Source organism: Legionella sp. W05-934-2 (assembly GCF_964199965.1).
GTDB lineage: Bacteria > Pseudomonadota > Gammaproteobacteria > Legionellales > Legionellaceae > JAFIFT01.
In genome coordinates this window covers 41,587-61,355 of record NZ_CAXMZT010000005.1, presented here as the reverse complement: position 1 = coordinate 61,355, position 19,769 = coordinate 41,587, and the positions used below count along the sequence as shown (strand labels likewise).

Genomic DNA, 19,769 nt, shown 5'->3' with positions numbered 1-19,769 from the left:
ATTAGACAACCTCATCTGTACTAAAATTTTGAAGGTATTGTTTTGCTAGGTTTCCGTAATCGTATGCTTGCACTGCTTGCATACCTATTTTACCCATTTCTTCTAGCTTAGATTTAGGCATACTCATCACTTCTTCAATACATTCTGAAATTTGCACCGGATTAACTGCCTCACATTGAACACCACATCCTGATGTTCTAATAATCCCGTTTTGATCACCACCGGATTCGATAATTGGCTTGCCTGAGGCCATATAATCAAATAGTTTATTGGGGCTCACGCCGTATTGGTATATTTCAGATGGCTGCCAGCCAAGATATAAAGCGTCCATTTGATTTAAGAACGTTGGGATAGCACGTTTTGAGATTCTTGGTAGAAACGTAATATTATTTAGCCCCAATCTTTCTGATTGTTGAATAAGCTTTTCTTTTAAGTGCCCATCTCCGACAATGAATAAATGAACAAGGACTTTCTTTTCCTGCAATAAATGCATGGCATCGATTAAATAATTCATGGCATTGGGCTCACCTAACGCGCCAGCATAGCCCAATTTAAATAACTTTGAGTGTAAATTCTCTATCGCTTTCCAATGCAAATTGGGTAAATTTTCGCTTTTTTTTAGCTCGTCTAACCATATTCCATTAGGTATATAGCGAAATTTATCTTGGCTGAGTCCTCGACTTTGCATATAGCTCATTGAATTTTGTAGAACCGAAACAACAGAATCTGCCTGCTGGTAGGCCTGCTTTTCAAGATAGGCTAAATAGATAATCAAAGGATGCAAGGCACTGGTATGCAGCAAAAGCTGTAAAGATAAAGGCCAAAGATCGCGCACTTCAAATATCAATTTTGCGTTATATTTTTTAGCAAGCTTCTTTAAAATAGGAAAGTGAAACGGATGGGCTGAAGATACAATGATGACATCGGGTTTTCCTGTTAAAGCAATAATCTTTTTCTGCTGCTTTTTAATAACCCGAGCGTAATCTAACATATTCAAAATACGAGATAGTCCGTTTCCTTGATAAGGTCTAGTTTTCAAAGAAATAAATGGAACATCGTCAATGGTTTGTTTAACAACCTTTTCTTTTTGTTTTTTCGGGTTGAGTAATAAATGATGGTAAGCTGCATTCACAACATAGGCATTATGCCCCTGCTGACAAAATTCACGCGTTAAGTAATAGGGTCGATAAGACATGCCTAAGGTTGGGGAGCCAGCATAATGGTGACAATACCATATTGTTTTAGGTTGCGAATTAGGCATTATTTTTCTCAACTGCTGTTAACGTATTGTAACGGTATTGGACATAGTATCCAATTGATAGTGTTTGTCGGTATGGATGCACTTGGCAATCATTTGACCTTGATTATCTTTTTCAAATTTCAATTGTTCGCCAAACTCACTCATCCAGCCAATTTGTTTGGCTGGCACACCGACCACTAGGGCGTAATCAGGGATATCTTTATTGACAACGGCACCTGCTCCAATGAAAGCATATTTACCCACGGTCACCCCACACACGATGGTACAATTTGCACCCAGGGTGGCGCCTTGTTTAATCAGCGTATTGCGGTATTCATCTTTACGTGAAACAGCCGAGCGAGGATTATATACATTGGTGAAAACCATGCTGGGCCCGCAGAAAACATCATCCTCCAAAGTGACATTATCATACACTGATACATTATTTTGGATTTTGACGTTGTTGCCAATGGTGACGCGATTGCCAACAAACACATTTTGGCCTAAGCTGCACTGATTACCGATTTTCGCTTGGCCGCAAATATGAACCCAATGCCAAACGCGAGTGCCATCACCGAGTTGTGCGCCTTCATCAATGATTGCAGTGGGGTGAGCTTGGTAGGTCATTATAACACCAACGGTAATTGGACTGTGCGATTGTCTCTCGCTGCGATATAAGCTGCCGATAATAGTTCTAACGATCTCAGCCCTTCTCGTCCATCAACGAGTGGTTCAGCCTTTCCTTGTAAGCAGCTGATGACATTATCGTAATAGATAGGATGACCATGGCCATAGACCGAGTGGGTTTCATAACTGGCATTTTTTATTGGTTCATCTTCTGCTGTCATTTGCTCAAATTCCCAGTTATGAATTTCGTTAACAGCAACCCCGCCAACTCGAACCGTTCCCTTCTCGCCCAGAATAGTAATGGATCCTTCTAAATTTTTTGGATAAGTTAACATGGTCACACCCACAGTACCGATGGCCCCATTTCGGTAGCGAATATTTAACGCACCCGTATCTTCTGCTTCAATATCACGCGCTAACGTTCCCATCATGGCTTGCACGCTGTCAATCGGGCCACCTAACCAATGCATTAAATCAATGTAATGACTGGCTTGGTTCATAAATGCGCCCCCGTCAAACTCCCAGGTTCCACGCCATGCGCCTTGGTCATAATAATCTTGGGGACGGGTCCAAAACACATTGGCAGCCATCATGTATATCTTGCCAAATCGTTTTTGATCAATGGCTTTTTTAACATGCTGCAAGGTCGCATTTAAGCGATTTTGTTTAACAACAAATAAGCGAACACCTGCCTCATCACAGGCTTTGACCATATCTAACCCATCTTGCCATCGAGTAGCCATGGGTTTTTCCGTCAAAATATGCTTGCCAGCTTTGGCAATTTTGATGGTTTGGCTTGGATGCAAACCGCTGGGCGTGCATAAAACATAAAGGTCGGCATTCGATTTTGCAAGCATTGCATCCAAATTGTCATACCCTTCTACGCCATGATCTTGTGTCGCCTTTTGTAAGGTAGCGACATCGATGTCACACACGCCGACTAAATTGACTCTGTCTCGGTGTTCTGCAATAGCATTGACGTGATTTTTAGAAATGCGACCACAGCCAACCAATGCAATATTAATTTTTCGATCTTGTATTATCCAGTTGCTATTTAGCATGGTTAAGCACTCACAATATTTGGTTGGTTAAAGGTTTTAAACGCCCCACGCGTATCGACGATTAAATTTGCGTGAGCAGCTATTAATGAGTAATCAAAGGCACTATGGGCCGTTGCCAGAATCACACAATCGTGCTCTTTGATTGATTCTGGGGTAAGAGCCACACTTGCCAGATCAAAGTGGTGATGTCGCATACGAGGGAAAGAAGGAACATGCGGATCACTATAAGCTACTGTCGCCCCCTTACTAACCAATTGCTCCATGATTGTTACTGAAGGGGACTCTCGCATATCATCCACATTTTTCTTATAGGCAATTCCAAGCACTAAAATCTTACTTCCTTTGATAGGCTTTTCATGGTCATTGAGTATATCAGCAACTTTGCTAACGACCCAATTAGGCATATTGCTATTAATTTCCCCGGCCAACTCAATAAAGCGAGTATGCAAACCGAATTCCCTTGCTTTCCAGGTGAGGTAAAACGGGTCAATCGGAATGCAATGGCCGCCAATACCAGGGCCGGGATAATAGGGCACGAAACCAAAAGGCTTGGTTGCCGCGGCATCAATGACTTCATAAATATCAATGCCCATTTTGTCTGCCAATATTTTCATTTCGTTGGCAAGGCCAATGTTGACCGAACGATGGATATTCTCTAAAAGCTTTGTCATTTCAGCAACGCGGGTACTACTAACCTTAACCACTTTATTAATAACGGCTGAGTAGAGTGCGTCGCCTGCTTCGATGCACGCAGGCGTATCACCACCACACACTTTAGGAATGGTTTCAGTGGTGAAATTCAAATTACCCGGGTCTTCACGTTCAGGCGAAAATACCAAGAAAATATCTTTCCCAACCACTAAGTCGTTTTTTTCAACGCGAGGCTTAATTTCTTCAACCGTTGTGCCAGGATACGTGGTGCTTTCTAAAGAGAGAATTTGGCCTTTCCTCAAATAGGGGACAATCATATCGGTGGTATCAAGCACAAAACTTAAATCAGGCTCTCGATATTTATTCAGAGGCGTTGGCACACACAAGATAATGGCATCCGCTTCTTGGATTTTACTAAAATCACTGGTTGCGTGTACTAAATGTGTCACTGCCTTTACTTTTTCTGAATCAATATGCTGAATATAGGATTTTCCCTGATTGATCGCTTTGTTTTTAGCATCGTCAATGTCAATGCCCAGGACTCGGTAGCCCATATTGGCAAACCGAAGCAGCAACGGTAAGCCAACGTATCCTAATCCGACAATACTAATGATTGCTTCTTTATTTTTTAATTTATTTAGTAGCACACTCAACATGATTTAAACATCCAATTCAATACTAATGATTTGATGAAATATTATTCAATTTAATTGGTCACATCATAATATTTTATCGGGCAGCAAAGCAAATTTTTTTACTTTTACTCACAACCCTATTCAAGCTTTGTAAGCCAATTATGTGGCGCTTTATCAATATACTTCGCAAACTTCGATAACCCCACATGATACTCAATTTCATTGATGGGGGTTAGGTATTTTTCCGGATAAGCAATGCCATAGCCATACAGTCCCGGCGCCATGTGCCCTGTTGTATTATCGTAGTGATGAATATCAGCACCTTGTATTTTTATCGAATCTCGCCGTTGAAAGCCTGTTGCATAAATGACGCGATCACATTGGGGTAAATAGGTTTCGATATTTGCATTAGAGGAGGTGACGCGTTGTAAGTTTTTGGGGATCGCGCCGTCAATATTTTTCTTTGCCCAATCGGCTGCCTTGCCTTTTAAGCCGGTGTCATCATAAAGAATCCAATCGCCCATATCCACGGCATATTTGCAGGGGTGTTTGTAAAAGTTGATGACTTTTCTAGCGCCTAAATTGATAAGATTTTCTAAGATAATGATTGCCGAGTGCGATGCGCCAAAGACGCCATATACATGGTTTTTATCAAAATGCGTTTTTAATCGAGTGGCATCAATAGCCTCTTCAAAGGCAAGAATTTCTGGGCTATTAGGAAAGTCTAGCGTTTTCGGCAGAGCGCCTTGAGCCAAAATAATGTTTTCGCTTTCATAACTTGTTTTTTTTGTTTGAATTGTCCAGGAGCCATCCTCATTTCGAGTCAGCGTATCCACCCAATCATAGGCAGTGGCGACTTTTTGCTGTAGAACCTTAGAAGCAGCCACGAGGGCATCGGCGGGATGGGTTAACTGGCACGTTTCATTGATAGGTAAATTTGATAGCGCTAAATTATCGGCGATTGTTGGCCATTGAAATGCATCGTAATAATTAAAATATTCTAAAAAGCGGGCAACGGTGGTGTTGCTGGAAACATTGCGCCATAATTTTCCCAGATCGCCGCCTTGGAAATCGGGGTCAATCCATAAGATGGTTTCACCACTAATTTTTAGATCCAATAATTTTGCTGCCGCTGCTATTCCTGCGGCACCCGCACCAATAATAGTCCATTTATAGGGTTTCATATGCGTTTATCAACTCATTAACCCACAAAGCCTGTTAGCGGGAACAGCGATATCCATTTGCTTTGGCTTGGGTAAATTTAAATTATTCATCATAGAAACGTATTCTGATTCATTGCTCACTTGCAGCCGGGGGTTGTGTTTTTTTTCTTGGCCAATCGTGCTTGATGTTTTGCCAGTATAATCGTGGGCTGGGTAAACTACCGTGTCCTCGGGCAGTGTTAATACTTTCTCAAACAAGCTGTGATAATGATGATGGGCATTGCCATGTTGGAAATCGGTTCGTCCTGTTGCGTTGATGAGCAGGGTATCGCCCGTGAACAGATAATGATCGTTAATATAATAGCAATAGGAATCATCCGTGTGGCCTGGCGTATAGATGGCTTTGAACTGTATGCCATCGAAATCGTAACTGTCACCATCGGAAAAGCCAACATCAATGCACTCTGCCGCCGTTTCTTTTCCCATCATAATGGAACATTGTTGTGACTTGGATAATAAACCCGTGCCGGTAATATGGTCAGCGTGGAGATGGGTATCGATTGCTGCAACGAGTTTAATATGGTGTTGATTAAGAAATTGAATGTACTCATCTACCTGTTCTTTGACCGGATCGATAATAATCGCTTCACGCCCTTCACCCGAAGCAAGGCAATAGGTATAGGTTGATGAAACGGGATCGAAAAATTGGTGGAAGAGGGGAATTTTTTTGATTGTCATAGCGAATAAGGCCTTTTCGTATTTCCAAGCACTTTGACTTATTATTTCAGCTTTGGGGGATGATTTCTAGAGTTGGGGGTTAGAATATCGTTTGTGTTGAAGGGTTTTTTATGTTGGGCCGAGGCCCTGAAGTATCTTCAGTTTTCTATAGCAAGAAAAAGTTGCCGTCGTTGCGACCCAGAGCATAGCGAAGGGGAAGCAATCCAGTACAGATCTTCAGCGTGACATCGATCTGGATTGCTTCGCTTGCGCTCGCAACGACTAAATATGAGGCATCTCCCAAAAACTGAAGATCCCTCAGGCCAAGGCCCAACCTACGAATAGTGTTTCATGTCGGGCTTGGAAAAGCCCGACGGGGTGGATTACTTAGTTAATTTTCGAATGCGTTGTGCTTCGATGGCTAGCATTTTGAAATAATCATAGGACATATAAAAATCGCCTTTGTTTCCAGGAGAGGTACCCCAAGAGTTTCTTAAGGTGAGTAGCCCTTTGTATTGTCGACCTTTCGCGTCTTTGACAACCGCATTATCATCGTAACCAGTGATAATCATTTCGTGGCCACCAAACTCCGGATCGTTTTGCAGATCGTTCATTAATTCTGGCGTTAATACCCACGTATCATTTCTGGTTTTATGTGTTCCAATCGCGCCCATGGTGCCTTGCTCAAAATCAAACAATAACACACCAAATGTCACGCGGTCACCTTTGCTTAAGGCTTCTTTCACTTGCGACAGGGTGACTTCGCTTTGGTATTCATTAAACATCACATTATTGATATCTAATATCGGAGACCAGCTGAATAACTGGTTAGCTAGTCCTTCACTGTAGTTATGATAGGAGTCTGGTGTCATTTGGCTGTGTGGATCGGCACCAGTCATTGGGTAGGCATTGAGGCCACCACAACCTTGTTGCTTTTCAACATCTTTATTGACCACACCAAACATCGCCATTTGATTTAATACAATTGGTCCAAACGAGCCATCCCAGCCACTTGGGAAATAGCCATTTTCTTCCAAATAATTGCCTAATTCCAATTGGCACAATTGGCTGACATAGTCACCCTTATTCAAAACTGCATCAACAGCCGCTGTGTTAGCAAAGGTTGCACAGGTACCATGCTGACCTTGGTTTAACACCGGCACGCCATTCATGCCTAATTGCACAGTAGGTTTTGTCGCCTTCATCATGAAGTGAGACGTGTTGCTTGACGAACCAATCGTCATTTTATTGGCATGTTCTTTTAAGTTAGCTTTTAAGTCTGCAGAAAGATTAACATTTAATAACTTTATTGTTCTTTGAGAGTAGCTGGATCCATTATGGAATTGGTGCTTGTTGTTATTTACGATTTTTAATGGTTCGCTTTTGGTTCCATTAACGGTGATTTGACCGGCATAAATACTTCCACTGGCCAGTAATATTGATAGCGCAATACTTGCTCTTTTCATGAATAAAGCTCCTAAGAGTATTGATTTGGACTAAGACGTCACTTAGACGTCGATTCCTTGTTATTTCAATGAATCCATTCATTACGGTAGCAATTTTGTCTTTTTGGTAAAAAAATGTCAAGTTATTTTACGGAGTGAATTTGTGGAGGGCATTTGAGTGGATAGACAAAGTCAATCCGTTGATCGGGCCTTGACCCGGCAATTCGATATATTATTTAATGAATCAAGAAGTTGTCGGGCCAAGGCCCTGAGGTATCTTCAGTTTTCTATAGCAAGAAAAAGTTGCCGTCGTTGCGAGCAAAGCGAAGCAATCCAGTTCAGATCTTCAGCGCGACATCGATCTGGATTGCTTCGCTTGCGCTCGCAACGACTAAATATGAGGCATCTCCCAAAAACTGAAGATACCTCAAGCCAAGGCCCGACCTACGTATAGGGAGAGAGAGCCTATTATTCTTGGCGCTTCATTGCGTCGAAGAATTCGGCGTTTGTTTTGTGGTTTTTCATTCTTTCTAATAAGAATTCAATAGCATCACATTCATCCATGGATTGCAGTATTTTACGCAGAATCCAGGTGCGGTGGAGGTCTTCTGGGCTTAATAAGAGATCTTCGCGGCGGGTTCCAGAACGATTGATGTTGATCGCTGGGAAAGTTCGGCGCTCAGCAATATTTCGGCTTAAGTGAATTTCCATGTTACCCGTTCCTTTGAATTCTTCATAAATGACTTCATCCATTTTCGAACCGGTATCCACCAAGGCTGTTGCAATAATGGTTAAGCTGCCGCCTTCTTCAATATTTCTAGCTGCCCCATACAATCGCTTAGGTCGTTGAAGAGCATTAGCATCCACACCCCCGGTTAACACTTTACCTGAAGAAGGAACAACGGTGTTATACGCGCGGGCAAGGCGAGTAATCGAATCAAGAAGGATGACGACATCCTTTTTATGTTCAACCAGGCGCTTAGCTTTTTCAATGACCATCTCAGCCACTTGCACGTGTCGGTTTGCGGGTTCATCGAAGGTACTGGCAATCACTTCCCCTTTCACCGAGCGTTGCATTTCAGTCACTTCTTCAGGTCGCTCATCAATTAACAGTACCATTAAATGAATATCAGGGTAGCTGCGTTCTATTGAATGTGCGATATTTTGCAGCATCAATGTTTTACCGGCTTTCGGAGGGGATACGATTAAACCACGTTGTCCTTTTCCAAATGGTGCGCATAAGTCGATAACGCGGGCGGTGAGATCTTCTGTTGAGCCATTGCCCTGCTCCATAACTAGGCGCTGGTTGGCAAATAAAGGCGTTAAGTTTTCAAATAAAATCTTACCTTTTGCACTTTCAGGCGATTCAAAGTTGATCTTATCAACTTTTAATAATGCGAAATATCGTTCATTGTCTTTGGGTGGACGAATTTTACCGCTGATGGTGTCGCCGGTTCTTAATCCAAACCGGCGGATTTGGCTGGGCGATACATAGATATCATCCGGTCCAGCAAGATAAGAGCCATCTTCTGAACGGAGGAATCCGAACCCATCACTTAATACTTCTAACACGCCATCACTCAAGATGTCTTCACCCTTTTTGGCATGCTGCTTCAAGATGGCAAAAATAATATCTTGCTTGCGCATCCTGCTGGTGTTTTCTAGTTCTTGATCTTCGGCGATTTTGACCAATTCAGCGATTGGTAGTTGCTTGAGTTCATTAAGGTACATACGTCTCACTTAGGTAGGTTAATGAATAGATATACTGGAAGAGTTGATATCATAACTTTGTTGGTAATTATTTTCGTCATTAATATTAGCAAATGCCATAGAAAGATAAATAAGGAGTGTGTTTGCATTCGCTATGATTAGGAAATCGGCTTTAGAACAGGGTGCTTATTAGGTATGAAAGCACCTAAAACCATCCATTTTCCTTATCAGATTATCACATGACTTAGAGAATTGCCAGATATTTTATATTTTTTTTACGTTGTGGGGGAGGGGCAATACCGTCAGGACAACTCTAGAAGAATTTGTCGCTAACGCGAATTTATTTTACCCCCTCTCCCTGCCCTCTCCCCCATGCTGCGCATGGGGGAGAGGGTGGATCAAAGAGATTTCGGAATTCTTCTGTTTTGCTTAACCCAGTCTAAAAATCCTCTCTCTTTAGCTGCGCTTGGGGGAAAGGGTGGATCAATGGGATTTCGATATTCTTTGACTTGCCTAATCCAGGTCACGAACTTCTGTTAAGCATTTCTTTCACCAAAATGCTTATTTGAGTTTAGTTGATCCCGGATTTAGGCTTCGCCTAATCCGGGCTACGAATCGAGGAATTGACAAATTTTATTTAAGCGTTGCTTTCGACAAAGGCGCTTAGTTGCGATTTTGATAATAAGCCCATTTTGACCGCTTCAACTTGGCCATTTTTAAATAATATGAGTGTTGGGATGCTCATCACGCCGTATTTTGCCGGGGTATCGGGATTTTCATCAATATTCATTTTGCAAAATTGAACATTGCTTCCGTGGCTTTGCGCGACCTCTTCTAAAATAGGCGATAATGCTCGACAAGGTCCACACCACTCAGCCCAGAAATCGACCAGAACTGGCTTGCCGTTGTTTAATACATCTTGTTCGAAGCTAGCATCTGTGACTGCATGGATTAAATCGCTCATAGACTTACCTTATTTGATATAAATTTTATACGGCTTACTATTATATATCACCAAAGGCGCCTTGCAATAGGGTGAGAGCACAAAGTGCGGCTGTTTCTGCCCGTAATATCCTTGGCCCTAAGCCAATTGCCTGCCATTGATGAGCCTTTGCAATATTTTCCTCTTCACAACTCCATCCCCCTTCGGGTCCTATGGCGATGGTCAGGCAATGATGGCCTGAGGCTTGAAGTTGTTTAACACCTCGCTCTGCACCCGGTAATAAAATCAGCGGATTATCAGGCGTATTTGCAAACCAATCATGGGTTGATTGCGGTGCATTTAACGTGGGCAAGCGATTACGACCGCATTGTTCACAAGCAGCAATGATAATGCCCTGCCATTGCGCCATTTTTTTGTTTAGCCTTTTGTCATCATAACGAACAGCTGCATGTTCCGATAGCAAAGGGGTTATTTGAAAGACACCCATTTCAACAGCTTTTTGCATCAACCATTCCATACGATCGCCTTTAATAATGGCTTGGCCTAAATGAATTTTACATGGCGATTCCCGGTCAACTGGTCGTTTTGCGCTTAAACTAACCTGCACACTTTTTTTGTTGATGGCCACAATTGTGGCGTCAAATTCTTCATTATTGCCGTTAAACAAGGTAATATTATCCCCAGGCTTTAAGCGTAAAACCACCGCAGCATGGTGAGCCGCATTTTCATTTAAGGAAATCGTTTCTGGCACTTGATAGATGCCAGGGTGAAATAATCGAATTGTACGCATGAACTTAACGATATAGTGAAGATTAATCGCCAATAATAGCATAAATCTTCGCAAATTAGCGTTGATCTATAAACAAGATATATATTTTCACTTTGTATCGGACAATTTTTAAAATATGCCGTCGTTGCGAACGCAGTGAAGCAATCCAGAACAGATTTTTGTTCAGAGAGCAAACTGGATTACTTCGCAAAGCTCGCAACGACGGCGCTATTATGAAATTGTCTAGTACAAAGATTTTTTCAAGCTGGACTCGGGATTGTCCTATGGTAACGAGGGGTAACACATGACAAAAGTACGCATTGAAACAGACAGCATGGGCGAAGTGGAAGTAATGGATATGAACTATTGGGGAGCACAAACGCAGCGCTCCTTGCACCATTTTCATATTGGCAATGACATCATGCCCAAAGAAGTCACCCATGCCTTTGGCTTATTAAAAAAAGCCGCTGCGTTAACCAATTTTGAGTTAGGCAAACTGGATAAAGAACGCTGTGATTGGATTGTTGCCGCAGCCGATGAGGTTACTATGGGTAAATTAGATGACCACTTCCCTCTCCATGTTTGGCAAACTGGTAGTGGCACCCAATCCAATATGAATGCCAACGAAGTCATTTCAAACCGTGCGATTGAATTAGCCGGCGGTGAAAAAGGCTCAAAATCACCCGTGCATCCTAACGATCATGTGAATATGTCACAATCTTCCAATGATACCTTCCCAACAGCCATGCATATTGCTGCTGCACTTGCTTTAACAAAGAAATTGTTACCCTCGGTGAGAAAACTTCGCGAAACACTTGCGAAAAAAGCGTCGAATTTTGAAAGTATCGTCAAAATTGGTCGAACCCATTTGCAAGATGCCGTTCCCCTAACCTTGGGTCAAGAATTTTCCGGGTATGTTGCCCAGTTGGATGCAGCGTTAGGGCGAGTACAACAAGTCCTACCCGAATTGTATGAGCTGGCTTTAGGCGGCACGGCCGTGGGAACGGGGTTAAACACGCATCCGCAATTTGCTGTTCGCGCAGCCAATAAAATTGCTGAACTCACCAAACTACCGTTTATTTCAGCCGAAAATAAATTTGCAGCCCTTGCCTCCCACGAGCCGTTAGTGATGGCGCATGGGGTCCTCAAAACTATTGCATGTGCGTTGATGAAAATAGCCAATGACATTCGCTGGTTAGCATCCGGGCCTCGATGCGGCATTGGTGAAATCATCATTCCTGAAAACGAGCCCGGTTCATCCATTATGCCAGGCAAAGTCAATCCGACCCAATGTGAAGCGATCACCATGGTTTGTACGCAAGTGATGGGTAATGATGCAGCGATTGGGTTTGCAGGTAGCCAAGGTAATTTTGAATTAAATGTGTTTAAACCGGCAATGATTCACCAATTTTTACAATCGTTGAATTTAATTGCCGATAGCTGTGAGGCATTTGAAGAGTTTTGTGCACGAGGCATTGAGCCTAATTACACACAAATTGACTACTATTTAAATCACTCGCTGATGCTGGTGACCGCTCTTAACCAGCATATTGGTTACGATAATGCTGCTAAAATTGCTAAAAAGGCACATAAAGATAACCAATCTTTAAAAGAAGCGGCTATTGAATTAGGCCTTTTGACTGCCGATCAATTCGACCAATGGGTGCGCCCTGCTGAAATGACCCATCCTTAAGTATGCTATGATTGGAATGAGGGTCATTCCTTCTTTAAGTCGGAATGGCTCGTTCGTTCAATTCATCATCGGGGTATTAATGCGTATCACTGTTAACGAAATTGGCCAACAACAACGCCAGCATATCCTAGAAACCAACCAGGATAAACTGCTGCCATTTCTGCAAGAAACTAATGAGTCTCAAGGATTGAGCTGGCTTTATGAGGGAAAATTGCAAGCACATATTCGTGTTTATATCAATCAACAATGGATTGCAGACCCCACTAATCAACCTATCCATAACAACGACGTCATTGACTTGATTAGCCCGATGGCAGGAGGCTAATACGAATGAGCGATAATCGCTATCATCGGCAACAAGTGCTTATTGGTCAGCAAGGGCAAAAAAGATTGAATGACGCGTCTGTGTTACTCATCGGTGCAGGCGGTATTGGATCACCGCTTGCTTTATACCTTGCCGCGGCAGGCATTGGCAAACTGGGGATTATTGATGATGATGTGGTTGACCTGTCCAACCTTCAACGGCAGATATTGTTTGACATGGATGATATCGGTCAATCCAAGGCAATTCGAGCTCAACAAAAATTACAGCGCCTTAACAATGAGATTGTTATTGAAACGTTCCCACAACGCTTTGATGTCAACAGTGCCCATCAACTAATTCCTGGCTACGATCTGATGATAGATGGCAGCGATAATTTTCCAACGCGTTATTGTGTCAATGATTTTTGTGCGTTGTACCAAAAGCCCTTAATCAGTGCCAGCGTTCATCAACGCCAAGGGCAAGTCATGTTTTATAATGGACAACAAGGGTGCTATCGATGCCTATTTCCGCTACCGCCTTTAATCAGTTTCAACTGCGCAACGGCGGGAGTCATGGGTCTGACTGTTGGCATGACGGCAATGACGGCCGGAACCATGGCCATCAATTATTTCCTAACACCTGACAGCGCCCCCATGCATCAATTGCTTTTGATAGAAACACAGCCCATCGCCATAAAAACTTTTTCGTTTGAACCAAACAGCCAATGCCAAGTCTGTGCGCAACTAAACCCGTTGAAAGAGGCACTCAATCATCGATATCGTCCTATAGGCATTGCCCCAGAAGAAAAAGCACTTAAAAATTACCAGTGCATCGATGTTCGTGAAAGTCATGAAGATCGCAAGAAAACCTTATCCCCTGACGATATCCATTTGCCGTTAACGACTTTAGCGCAAAACCTCGACAAACTAGGCGATAAGCCACTCTTATTTTATTGTGCAAAAGGGATCCGCTCCCACCAAACTGCCTTCATCATGCGGGATAAAGGATATGACGCCTATTACTATTGCGGTGAGCTTAGATAAGTTGTTTGGAATGCGTCAGCGATGCTTACTTAACTTGCATTGTGGCTATATCTGATCCAGAACATGGATCCTTAGAGATATTCTCAAAGAAAAAAGAACCGCCCTGAGGCCCTTTGGTTTTCAATTGTTTAAAACTCTCGAACACAACACCCTCACCCAAGTGGAGGTGATTTGAAGACATGGCGAGCATTACCTGCTCATATAATGACTTCCATCCCTCATTTTGTTCATGACTTTCATTCATTTCGAGGGATAAATATTGATTGCAATACTGTTTTGCAATCAACTGCATATTTTCAGGCGTTAATATCACTTTATTCGCTGGATTAAGATTAACAATGACAACATCGACAGCCGCTTGGATATCCGTGCCATTTTTTCGCACAAAAACCATCAAATCAGGTTTATCATCCAGTCGCACTAAGTCACTGGAATATCCCCGAAGCGAGGCAGGCAACTGCTTCAACAAGGTATTTAGCTGCTTTATAAAAGCAGAATTATCCTGCAGACCTAGCCAGCCATTTTCATAGGTTCGCGGTTTGGCAATAAAATCTTTCGCCTCAAATGTTATTTTGATTCCAAAGGTGTCGAGCAATTCGGCAAAAATTTGTTGAACACCCCTAATACCCGCATTGATTTGATGTCTGATATTATCCTTATGCGCTACTAACAACCGCTTTTGCATCTCAGGAACACTGTTTAAATCATTATAAAGCGCCAGCATCCATTCTTTGTTAGCATTTTCTCTCATGAAATTGTCTTTTGCCATTTTTTCTAATGCAATATCAGCAAGTGCTCGATTATCACTAAAAATGTGATGTGTTCGTTGAGGGTAGTACGATTCATCCACCGCACCCCTTCGTTGAAACACCGTTTTATCTGTCACATCGCTTGTTTCATCACCAGATAATACAAACCAGCCTCCACTACCGGTCAGTGCGGTTAAAGCGAGTTTTTCAAAGACTAAGGTTTTGAAATCGCTCAGGGTCTCTTGCTTTTTTTCTTCAATTTCTCGTTGTATTTCATCCGCATACGAAAAAAGAAGTGTCGTTTTTAACGGTTCAGGAACTTCTTCAACGGATTTCACACCAGACAGTTGATCGAGGGCCAACATATTGAGGTATGCATTATCCGATTTCAATCGACTTGTAGCCATTTGAAATAAAATTGCCATAGCTAACGAGTGAAAATCATGGTTACCACAAAAATTAATGCACCCCCCTTTTGCATCGGTGCGAAAGATGCCATTTTTTTGTTGAAACACAACGCTTGCTTTGGCTAGCTCGTCTTGTTTAATTTTAGTTGGTAAGCCAGAAGTGCGCCTATCAATATCTGCATTAAATACTTCCGTGGTTATGTGGGTTGGGCCAATGGCCGGTAATTTTAGATACTCAACTTCCTCATGGAGTGGACGTTTACAAAATAGCGATTCATCCAGAATAACAGGCTTGGGTTTTCCATGTTCTTTGGCCAGGGTATCGATGTATTCATACAGCGCACGCCTCACTTCAGGGTGCACATAGCCCACCGCATCCACGCGAACACCATCAAATCCATAAATTACCATGTATTGATAGATATACGGCTTCCAAAATTCATCGATAATTTCATTTCTAATGTTCTCATCGTCATAATTAAAACCACGGACGTCTTTAAAATCACGATGTATGCCCTTCACCCAATTTGGCCTTTCCTGACATATCGGTGAATCAATGGCGATGTGATTTAGGACTAAATCAAACATAGGCACAATATCAAACTTTCTCGCCGTACTGGTAAATGTTTGCAACGCTTTGGCATTGAGTTGCTGTGCATCTTCTTTGGAATCCTTGGCAGGATTTAAGCAAAATCGCGGATTAAAAGTATGCGGATCGCTCATTCCATATAAGCTTTTTGTCACTTCGTTGTCTAATTTGACCCCATTGTTTTTATCGGATTTATAGAAGTCGCTTATGTCGCCCGGGAGTTGTAATGGATTTATCCATAAAGCGTTAAATCCCATCTCTTTTAAGGTGGGTAAATAATTGGTCATATCAACAAACGAACGAAACTGGGTCGGATACATGTCATAACAACTAATAATGCCATTTCCGTCAGTTAAAAAATGATAACTCATACATCTCTCAAACAATATCAATCAATTGACTTACGTAGCTGTCTAAGCGACGCTAGTATTTTACAGTCACACCTTCTAAATTCGGTTCTATTTCTGCTTTCATATCCTTGCCAAATTTTTCCAATAATTTTTTTGATTGGTTAGCGGCGTTATCATAAATCTGATTCACCATTAGCATAGGAATTTTACCTTTTTCAATGATATCAGAAATCGCCTTCTCCCAAGATGTCATCTGCGATTTATTTCCTTCCATGATACCTTTTCCAAAATAGGCAATATTAATAGCACTTTGCGAATGTGGAGTAGTTGATAATATTTTGGCTATAAAGAGTGCTTCTAACGCTAGTTGATAATACTTTGTGGACAAATTCGGGAGAATTGCCAAATTGGCATAGGTCTTGTAAAGCAATAAATACCCCGGTGTCCAATGATACTGACTTGCCTCTTGCGCAAACCCAATTGCTAACGTGGCATGCTCTGCAAATTGCACTTTAGATAACTCATACGCCCAAGTAGCTAAGGAGTTGTAGGCGTAAAAACAGTGATTTTCGGCGCTTTTTTTTAAAAAATCGCGCTCATTTTCGCTAAACCGGCTTTTCGTCTCCGCTCGATACTCGGCTGCTAGCCAATAATAATAAATTCCTTTTACTGTTTGAGACACTGTCATAGGGGGGTAGATTTGATAGGAAATGGCGTAAACGCCAAAGCGTTGCAGGTGCGATTCCCACAAATCGTTTTGTTCTTTCTGTGAGCAAAATGCCTGGATGGATTTACTTAGTTCTGTGAATTTAACTAACGTGTGTATGTCGAGCCCTTTTAATAGTGCCCTTGCTTTGGAAGTATCCTTAGCGGTAATCTGAGTTTCAATATGGTTAATTCTGTCTGATTCATCAGTTGTTGCAGAAAGCCACTTAGTATAGGAAACAACCATACATACTCCAAATAGTTCTACCTAATTAGGAAAAACAGTATAGACCGATTAAAATAAGCCTATTGCTTTACCAAATGCACATTAATAATTCATGAAGCGGTATATATTAGCATAATATGTCCAATTTTAAAACTGATACTGTTGGAGGTAAGCACCTTTACAATGTACTATATTATATCTATATGGTTTTAAATTAGGCATTTTACTATGGCTAACGCTAAATATGAACAACAGGATATCCAGAGTGGTCCTAAAAGTCCCGTGTTGGATAATAATGGTATTTTACGTTGTTATAATATGTTTCCTACCCAATTCAAAACCATAACCGAGATGACAGCGTATCTTTCCGAGTTGCAAAGGATGGGATTTAATGCTGTCTGGGTAAATCCTATTCAAACGCCCGGCCGTGTTGAAAAACTATTCAAACGTGACAAAACCAATGGTGTGCGAGCCTATAACGAGGTTTCTGGTAGTTTATATGCGATGGCTTATCCAGACATGATTAGCCCCTATGTTAATCCCCTACCTCCGAACACGAGTTTGCATGATAAAAGAGACTCAGATACTCACGTCATGCAGCAATTTACCGAGGAGGCACAAAAAAATGGTTTAGTGCCCATGTTTGATTTAGTGTTAAATCATGTGGCGGTTGATTCACCTTTAAGAATCCAGCATCCGGAATGGTTTGAGAAGGAGCCCCATGGTGACTTTAGAGATGCCATTGCCTTTACGTACAAAGACCCTAGCATTCGTCATCAAATAATTGAACAGTTTTGGAAGCCTTATATCCATAAATACATGGTAACTTATGGATTTGAAGGGGTTCGCGTTGATGCGGTAGGGTATTTGCATCCTGAATTGCGTAAAGAAATTTACGCATATATTTATGACCTCGCCGACAAGTATCGCAAACCTAAACCGGTTATATTAGATGAGCTGCTATTTAGCAGCAGGGAACTTGAAACGGAAGTTGACAAATTACTACTACCCAGAAAAGGCCCCACACATATCACTCGAGGTACTTACTACGCAAAACGCGATGATTATGGTGGTTTGCCCGCCTGGACTAAAGTCGAAGAAGGTGTCAAAGCACAAGCGGTATTTTTGAATAACAACAAGAAACCTTTCCCAAACCCTCAAGGGGGATGCATTGCCTTTACGGGAAATCATGACCATAATTCGCTCGCAATGACGATTATGTTAGAAATGGCAGAACATCGCTTAGCCAACGATCAATCAATGCGTGAGGCAAAACAAAAATTCATCGAAGCAAATAAGCATTTGGCCAACGAGGAAGCCATCGAATCGCTTTTCCTTTACTCCTATGTCAAAGAGATTATAGGTGAAATTCAAACGGGTAAACAAAAGACAATTGAAGCACTCCAAAAAAAAATGCGGGAAAAAATTGCCATTTGCGCGCTGACTTCCAGCGGAGGGTGGTATGCCTTATCCGGGGATGAAACCGGTGATTTTCTTGCGAAACCGGTATTTAGGCGTCTTCATGCCATGGATCAAACCTATTATGCCCAGCAAACGCATAAAATTTTTGACAAAAACCATTCAAATCATACTGTAGCGATGGCAGTCTTAACGTCAATGGCCCAGGAAATCGCAAATGCCAATTCAAATAATGAACCCGCTGGCATTGCCTATAACTACTTTCACAATGATTTAAACACACAAAATCGCTTACTTGTGTCTTTTTTGGAAACATTACAAAATCAGATAAATTGTGGCGATGAAGTAGTTTGCACTTTATTTCAGCAAAAACTCCAAGAAAAAAATATCACTATTAATTTTAAGAAGGAAGACTACATCCCCGCCGAAAGAACACCTAAGAATGGTTGGTTTGGCCAACATAACATGAAAGACTTTATGGCTCAAATCAATCAATTATTAGCAAACTTGCCTAGTTCCACTCTGGGATTTTGGAGTGAGGTTTTTCCAATTCCCGATAAGCCAAACCTTGTGGCAGTTGTCCGAAAAAACGGTATGCTGATAGACTCTCCAACCGAAATTGTCATTGTTAACATAAATCCTTCAAAGCCAGTTGAATTAACTCGGAAGGATATTCACACCCTAGCGTGTAATTTCCAAAAACGAGTGATTCCGGAATATGCGGATGAAGAAAAGAAGCATTACAATTGGCAAATGGGAAATGTCAATTTCGATCTCGCATATAAGACAATAATGGACTGTATCGATGGTAAAAGAATTCACGTTGATCAATCGATTACGACAAACTTTCCCGTAGAAAACCGGTATAGAATGTTTGCGGACAAAAAAGTTTCAGACCCTGACATGAGAAAGATTGAAACCATGTCCCAGGAGGATACGGTGTCATTAGAATTAGAAAATGCGCCGGAGCAGCAAAGCACCGATCAAACCATGCACCCATTATCCAGCACAATTATCGTTAAGGATTAATCGCGCCAACATACATCTGACGTCCCAGTTTGTTTGTATGCGCTACTCTGTTTTTCTAACAGGACTCCAGTTGCCGTCTTTGCGAGCGTCAGCGAAGTAATCTAGCATAGATCTTAAACATGAGATCGAACTGGATTGCTTCGCTGACGCTCGCAAAGACTAAACATCAGTCATATGATATATCATTAATGATTTTTCAGGTACAAGCCTAAATCTGTCTGCGTTAGCGGCAGATTTTTATTTTTGGAAATAAGGTCTACCACTAAAAAACTAGCCAAGTAATTGGATGCAAGT

16 protein-coding genes are annotated in these 19,769 nt (G+C 41.8%); 4 read left to right on the top strand and 12 right to left on the bottom strand.

The window, feature by feature from the left end; all coding sequences use genetic code 11:
• Nucleotide 1: 1 nt before the first annotated feature.
• The 10 genes from AB3348_RS07105 to AB3348_RS07060 all read right to left on the bottom strand — a co-directional run bounded on the left by AB3348_RS07105 (nucleotide 2) and on the right by AB3348_RS07060 (nucleotide 10,982).
• Nucleotides 2-1,261 carry a glycosyltransferase family 4 protein gene (locus AB3348_RS07105; protein ID WP_367606878.1) on the bottom strand — a complete coding sequence of 420 codons (1,260 nt, stop codon included), beginning with the start codon at nucleotides 1,259-1,261 and terminating at the stop codon, nucleotides 2-4.
• An 18-nt stretch (nucleotides 1,262-1,279) separates the two neighbouring features.
• Entirely contained in the window at nucleotides 1,280-1,867 is a 588-nt protein-coding gene (locus tag AB3348_RS07100; RefSeq protein ID WP_367606877.1) for an acyltransferase, read from the bottom strand.
• Complete coding sequence (locus AB3348_RS07095; RefSeq protein WP_367606875.1) at nucleotides 1,867-2,928, bottom strand: Gfo/Idh/MocA family protein; 1,062 nt, start codon at nucleotides 2,926-2,928, stop codon at nucleotides 1,867-1,869. The genes AB3348_RS07100 and AB3348_RS07095 overlap by 1 nt, the downstream gene beginning before the upstream one ends.
• A gap of 2 nt (nucleotides 2,929-2,930) precedes the next feature.
• Nucleotides 2,931-4,235, bottom strand: a complete 1,305-nt coding sequence (locus tag AB3348_RS07090) for a nucleotide sugar dehydrogenase (RefSeq protein ID WP_367606874.1) — start codon at nucleotides 4,233-4,235, stop codon at nucleotides 2,931-2,933.
• A gap of 116 nt (nucleotides 4,236-4,351) precedes the next feature.
• The gene (locus tag AB3348_RS07085; protein ID WP_367606873.1) at nucleotides 4,352-5,398 is read right to left on the bottom strand and encodes an NAD(P)-binding domain-containing protein; all 1,047 of its coding nucleotides are present in this window, start codon (nucleotides 5,396-5,398) and stop codon (nucleotides 4,352-4,354) included.
• A gap of 9 nt (nucleotides 5,399-5,407) precedes the next feature.
• Complete coding sequence (locus AB3348_RS07080; protein ID WP_367606872.1) at nucleotides 5,408-6,115, bottom strand: MBL fold metallo-hydrolase; 708 nt, start codon at nucleotides 6,113-6,115, stop codon at nucleotides 5,408-5,410.
• A gap of 362 nt (nucleotides 6,116-6,477) precedes the next feature.
• Nucleotides 6,478-7,560, bottom strand: coding sequence for a C1 family peptidase (locus AB3348_RS07075; protein WP_367606871.1), 1,083 nt, complete (start codon nucleotides 7,558-7,560; stop codon nucleotides 6,478-6,480).
• A 447-nt stretch (nucleotides 7,561-8,007) separates the two neighbouring features.
• Nucleotides 8,008-9,270, bottom strand: coding sequence for a transcription termination factor Rho (gene rho, locus AB3348_RS07070; RefSeq protein WP_367606870.1), 1,263 nt, complete (start codon nucleotides 9,268-9,270; stop codon nucleotides 8,008-8,010).
• A gap of 616 nt (nucleotides 9,271-9,886) precedes the next feature.
• Nucleotides 9,887-10,213, bottom strand: a complete 327-nt coding sequence (gene trxA / locus AB3348_RS07065; protein WP_367606869.1) for a thioredoxin — start codon at nucleotides 10,211-10,213, stop codon at nucleotides 9,887-9,889.
• 40 nt (nucleotides 10,214-10,253) lie between these two features.
• Nucleotides 10,254-10,982, bottom strand: a complete 729-nt coding sequence (locus AB3348_RS07060; RefSeq protein ID WP_367606868.1) for a 16S rRNA (uracil(1498)-N(3))-methyltransferase — start codon at nucleotides 10,980-10,982, stop codon at nucleotides 10,254-10,256.
• A 283-nt stretch (nucleotides 10,983-11,265) separates the two neighbouring features.
• Between AB3348_RS07060 and fumC the strand changes: the two genes are divergently transcribed.
• The 3 genes from fumC (at nucleotide 11,266) to AB3348_RS07045 (ending at nucleotide 14,001) form a co-directional block, all read left to right on the top strand.
• A complete protein-coding gene (gene fumC / locus AB3348_RS07055; RefSeq protein ID WP_367606867.1) occupies nucleotides 11,266-12,654 on the top strand; it encodes a class II fumarate hydratase in 1,389 nt (462 codons plus the stop codon).
• A 79-nt stretch (nucleotides 12,655-12,733) separates the two neighbouring features.
• Nucleotides 12,734-12,979: a MoaD/ThiS family protein gene (locus tag AB3348_RS07050; protein ID WP_367606866.1), complete on the top strand. Its 246-nt coding sequence runs from the start codon at nucleotides 12,734-12,736 to the stop codon at nucleotides 12,977-12,979.
• A 5-nt stretch (nucleotides 12,980-12,984) separates the two neighbouring features.
• Nucleotides 12,985-14,001, top strand: coding sequence for a ThiF family adenylyltransferase (locus AB3348_RS07045; RefSeq protein WP_367606865.1), 1,017 nt, complete (start codon nucleotides 12,985-12,987; stop codon nucleotides 13,999-14,001).
• 25 nt (nucleotides 14,002-14,026) lie between these two features.
• Here the strand turns inward: AB3348_RS07045 and AB3348_RS07040 are convergent, their stop codons facing one another.
• Together AB3348_RS07040 and AB3348_RS07035 are read right to left on the bottom strand one after the other, a co-directional pair.
• Nucleotides 14,027-16,117, bottom strand: a complete 2,091-nt coding sequence (locus AB3348_RS07040) for an alpha-amylase family protein (RefSeq protein ID WP_367606864.1) — start codon at nucleotides 16,115-16,117, stop codon at nucleotides 14,027-14,029.
• A 52-nt stretch (nucleotides 16,118-16,169) separates the two neighbouring features.
• Nucleotides 16,170-17,048, bottom strand: coding sequence for a DUF5630 domain-containing protein (locus tag AB3348_RS07035; RefSeq protein WP_367606863.1), 879 nt, complete (start codon nucleotides 17,046-17,048; stop codon nucleotides 16,170-16,172).
• 207 nt (nucleotides 17,049-17,255) lie between these two features.
• Here AB3348_RS07035 and AB3348_RS07030 point away from each other — a divergent pair, with 207 nt between their 5' ends.
• Entirely contained in the window at nucleotides 17,256-19,475 is a 2,220-nt protein-coding gene (locus AB3348_RS07030) for an alpha-amylase (RefSeq protein ID WP_367606862.1), read from the top strand.
• The last annotated feature ends 294 nt before the right edge of the window (nucleotides 19,476-19,769 follow it).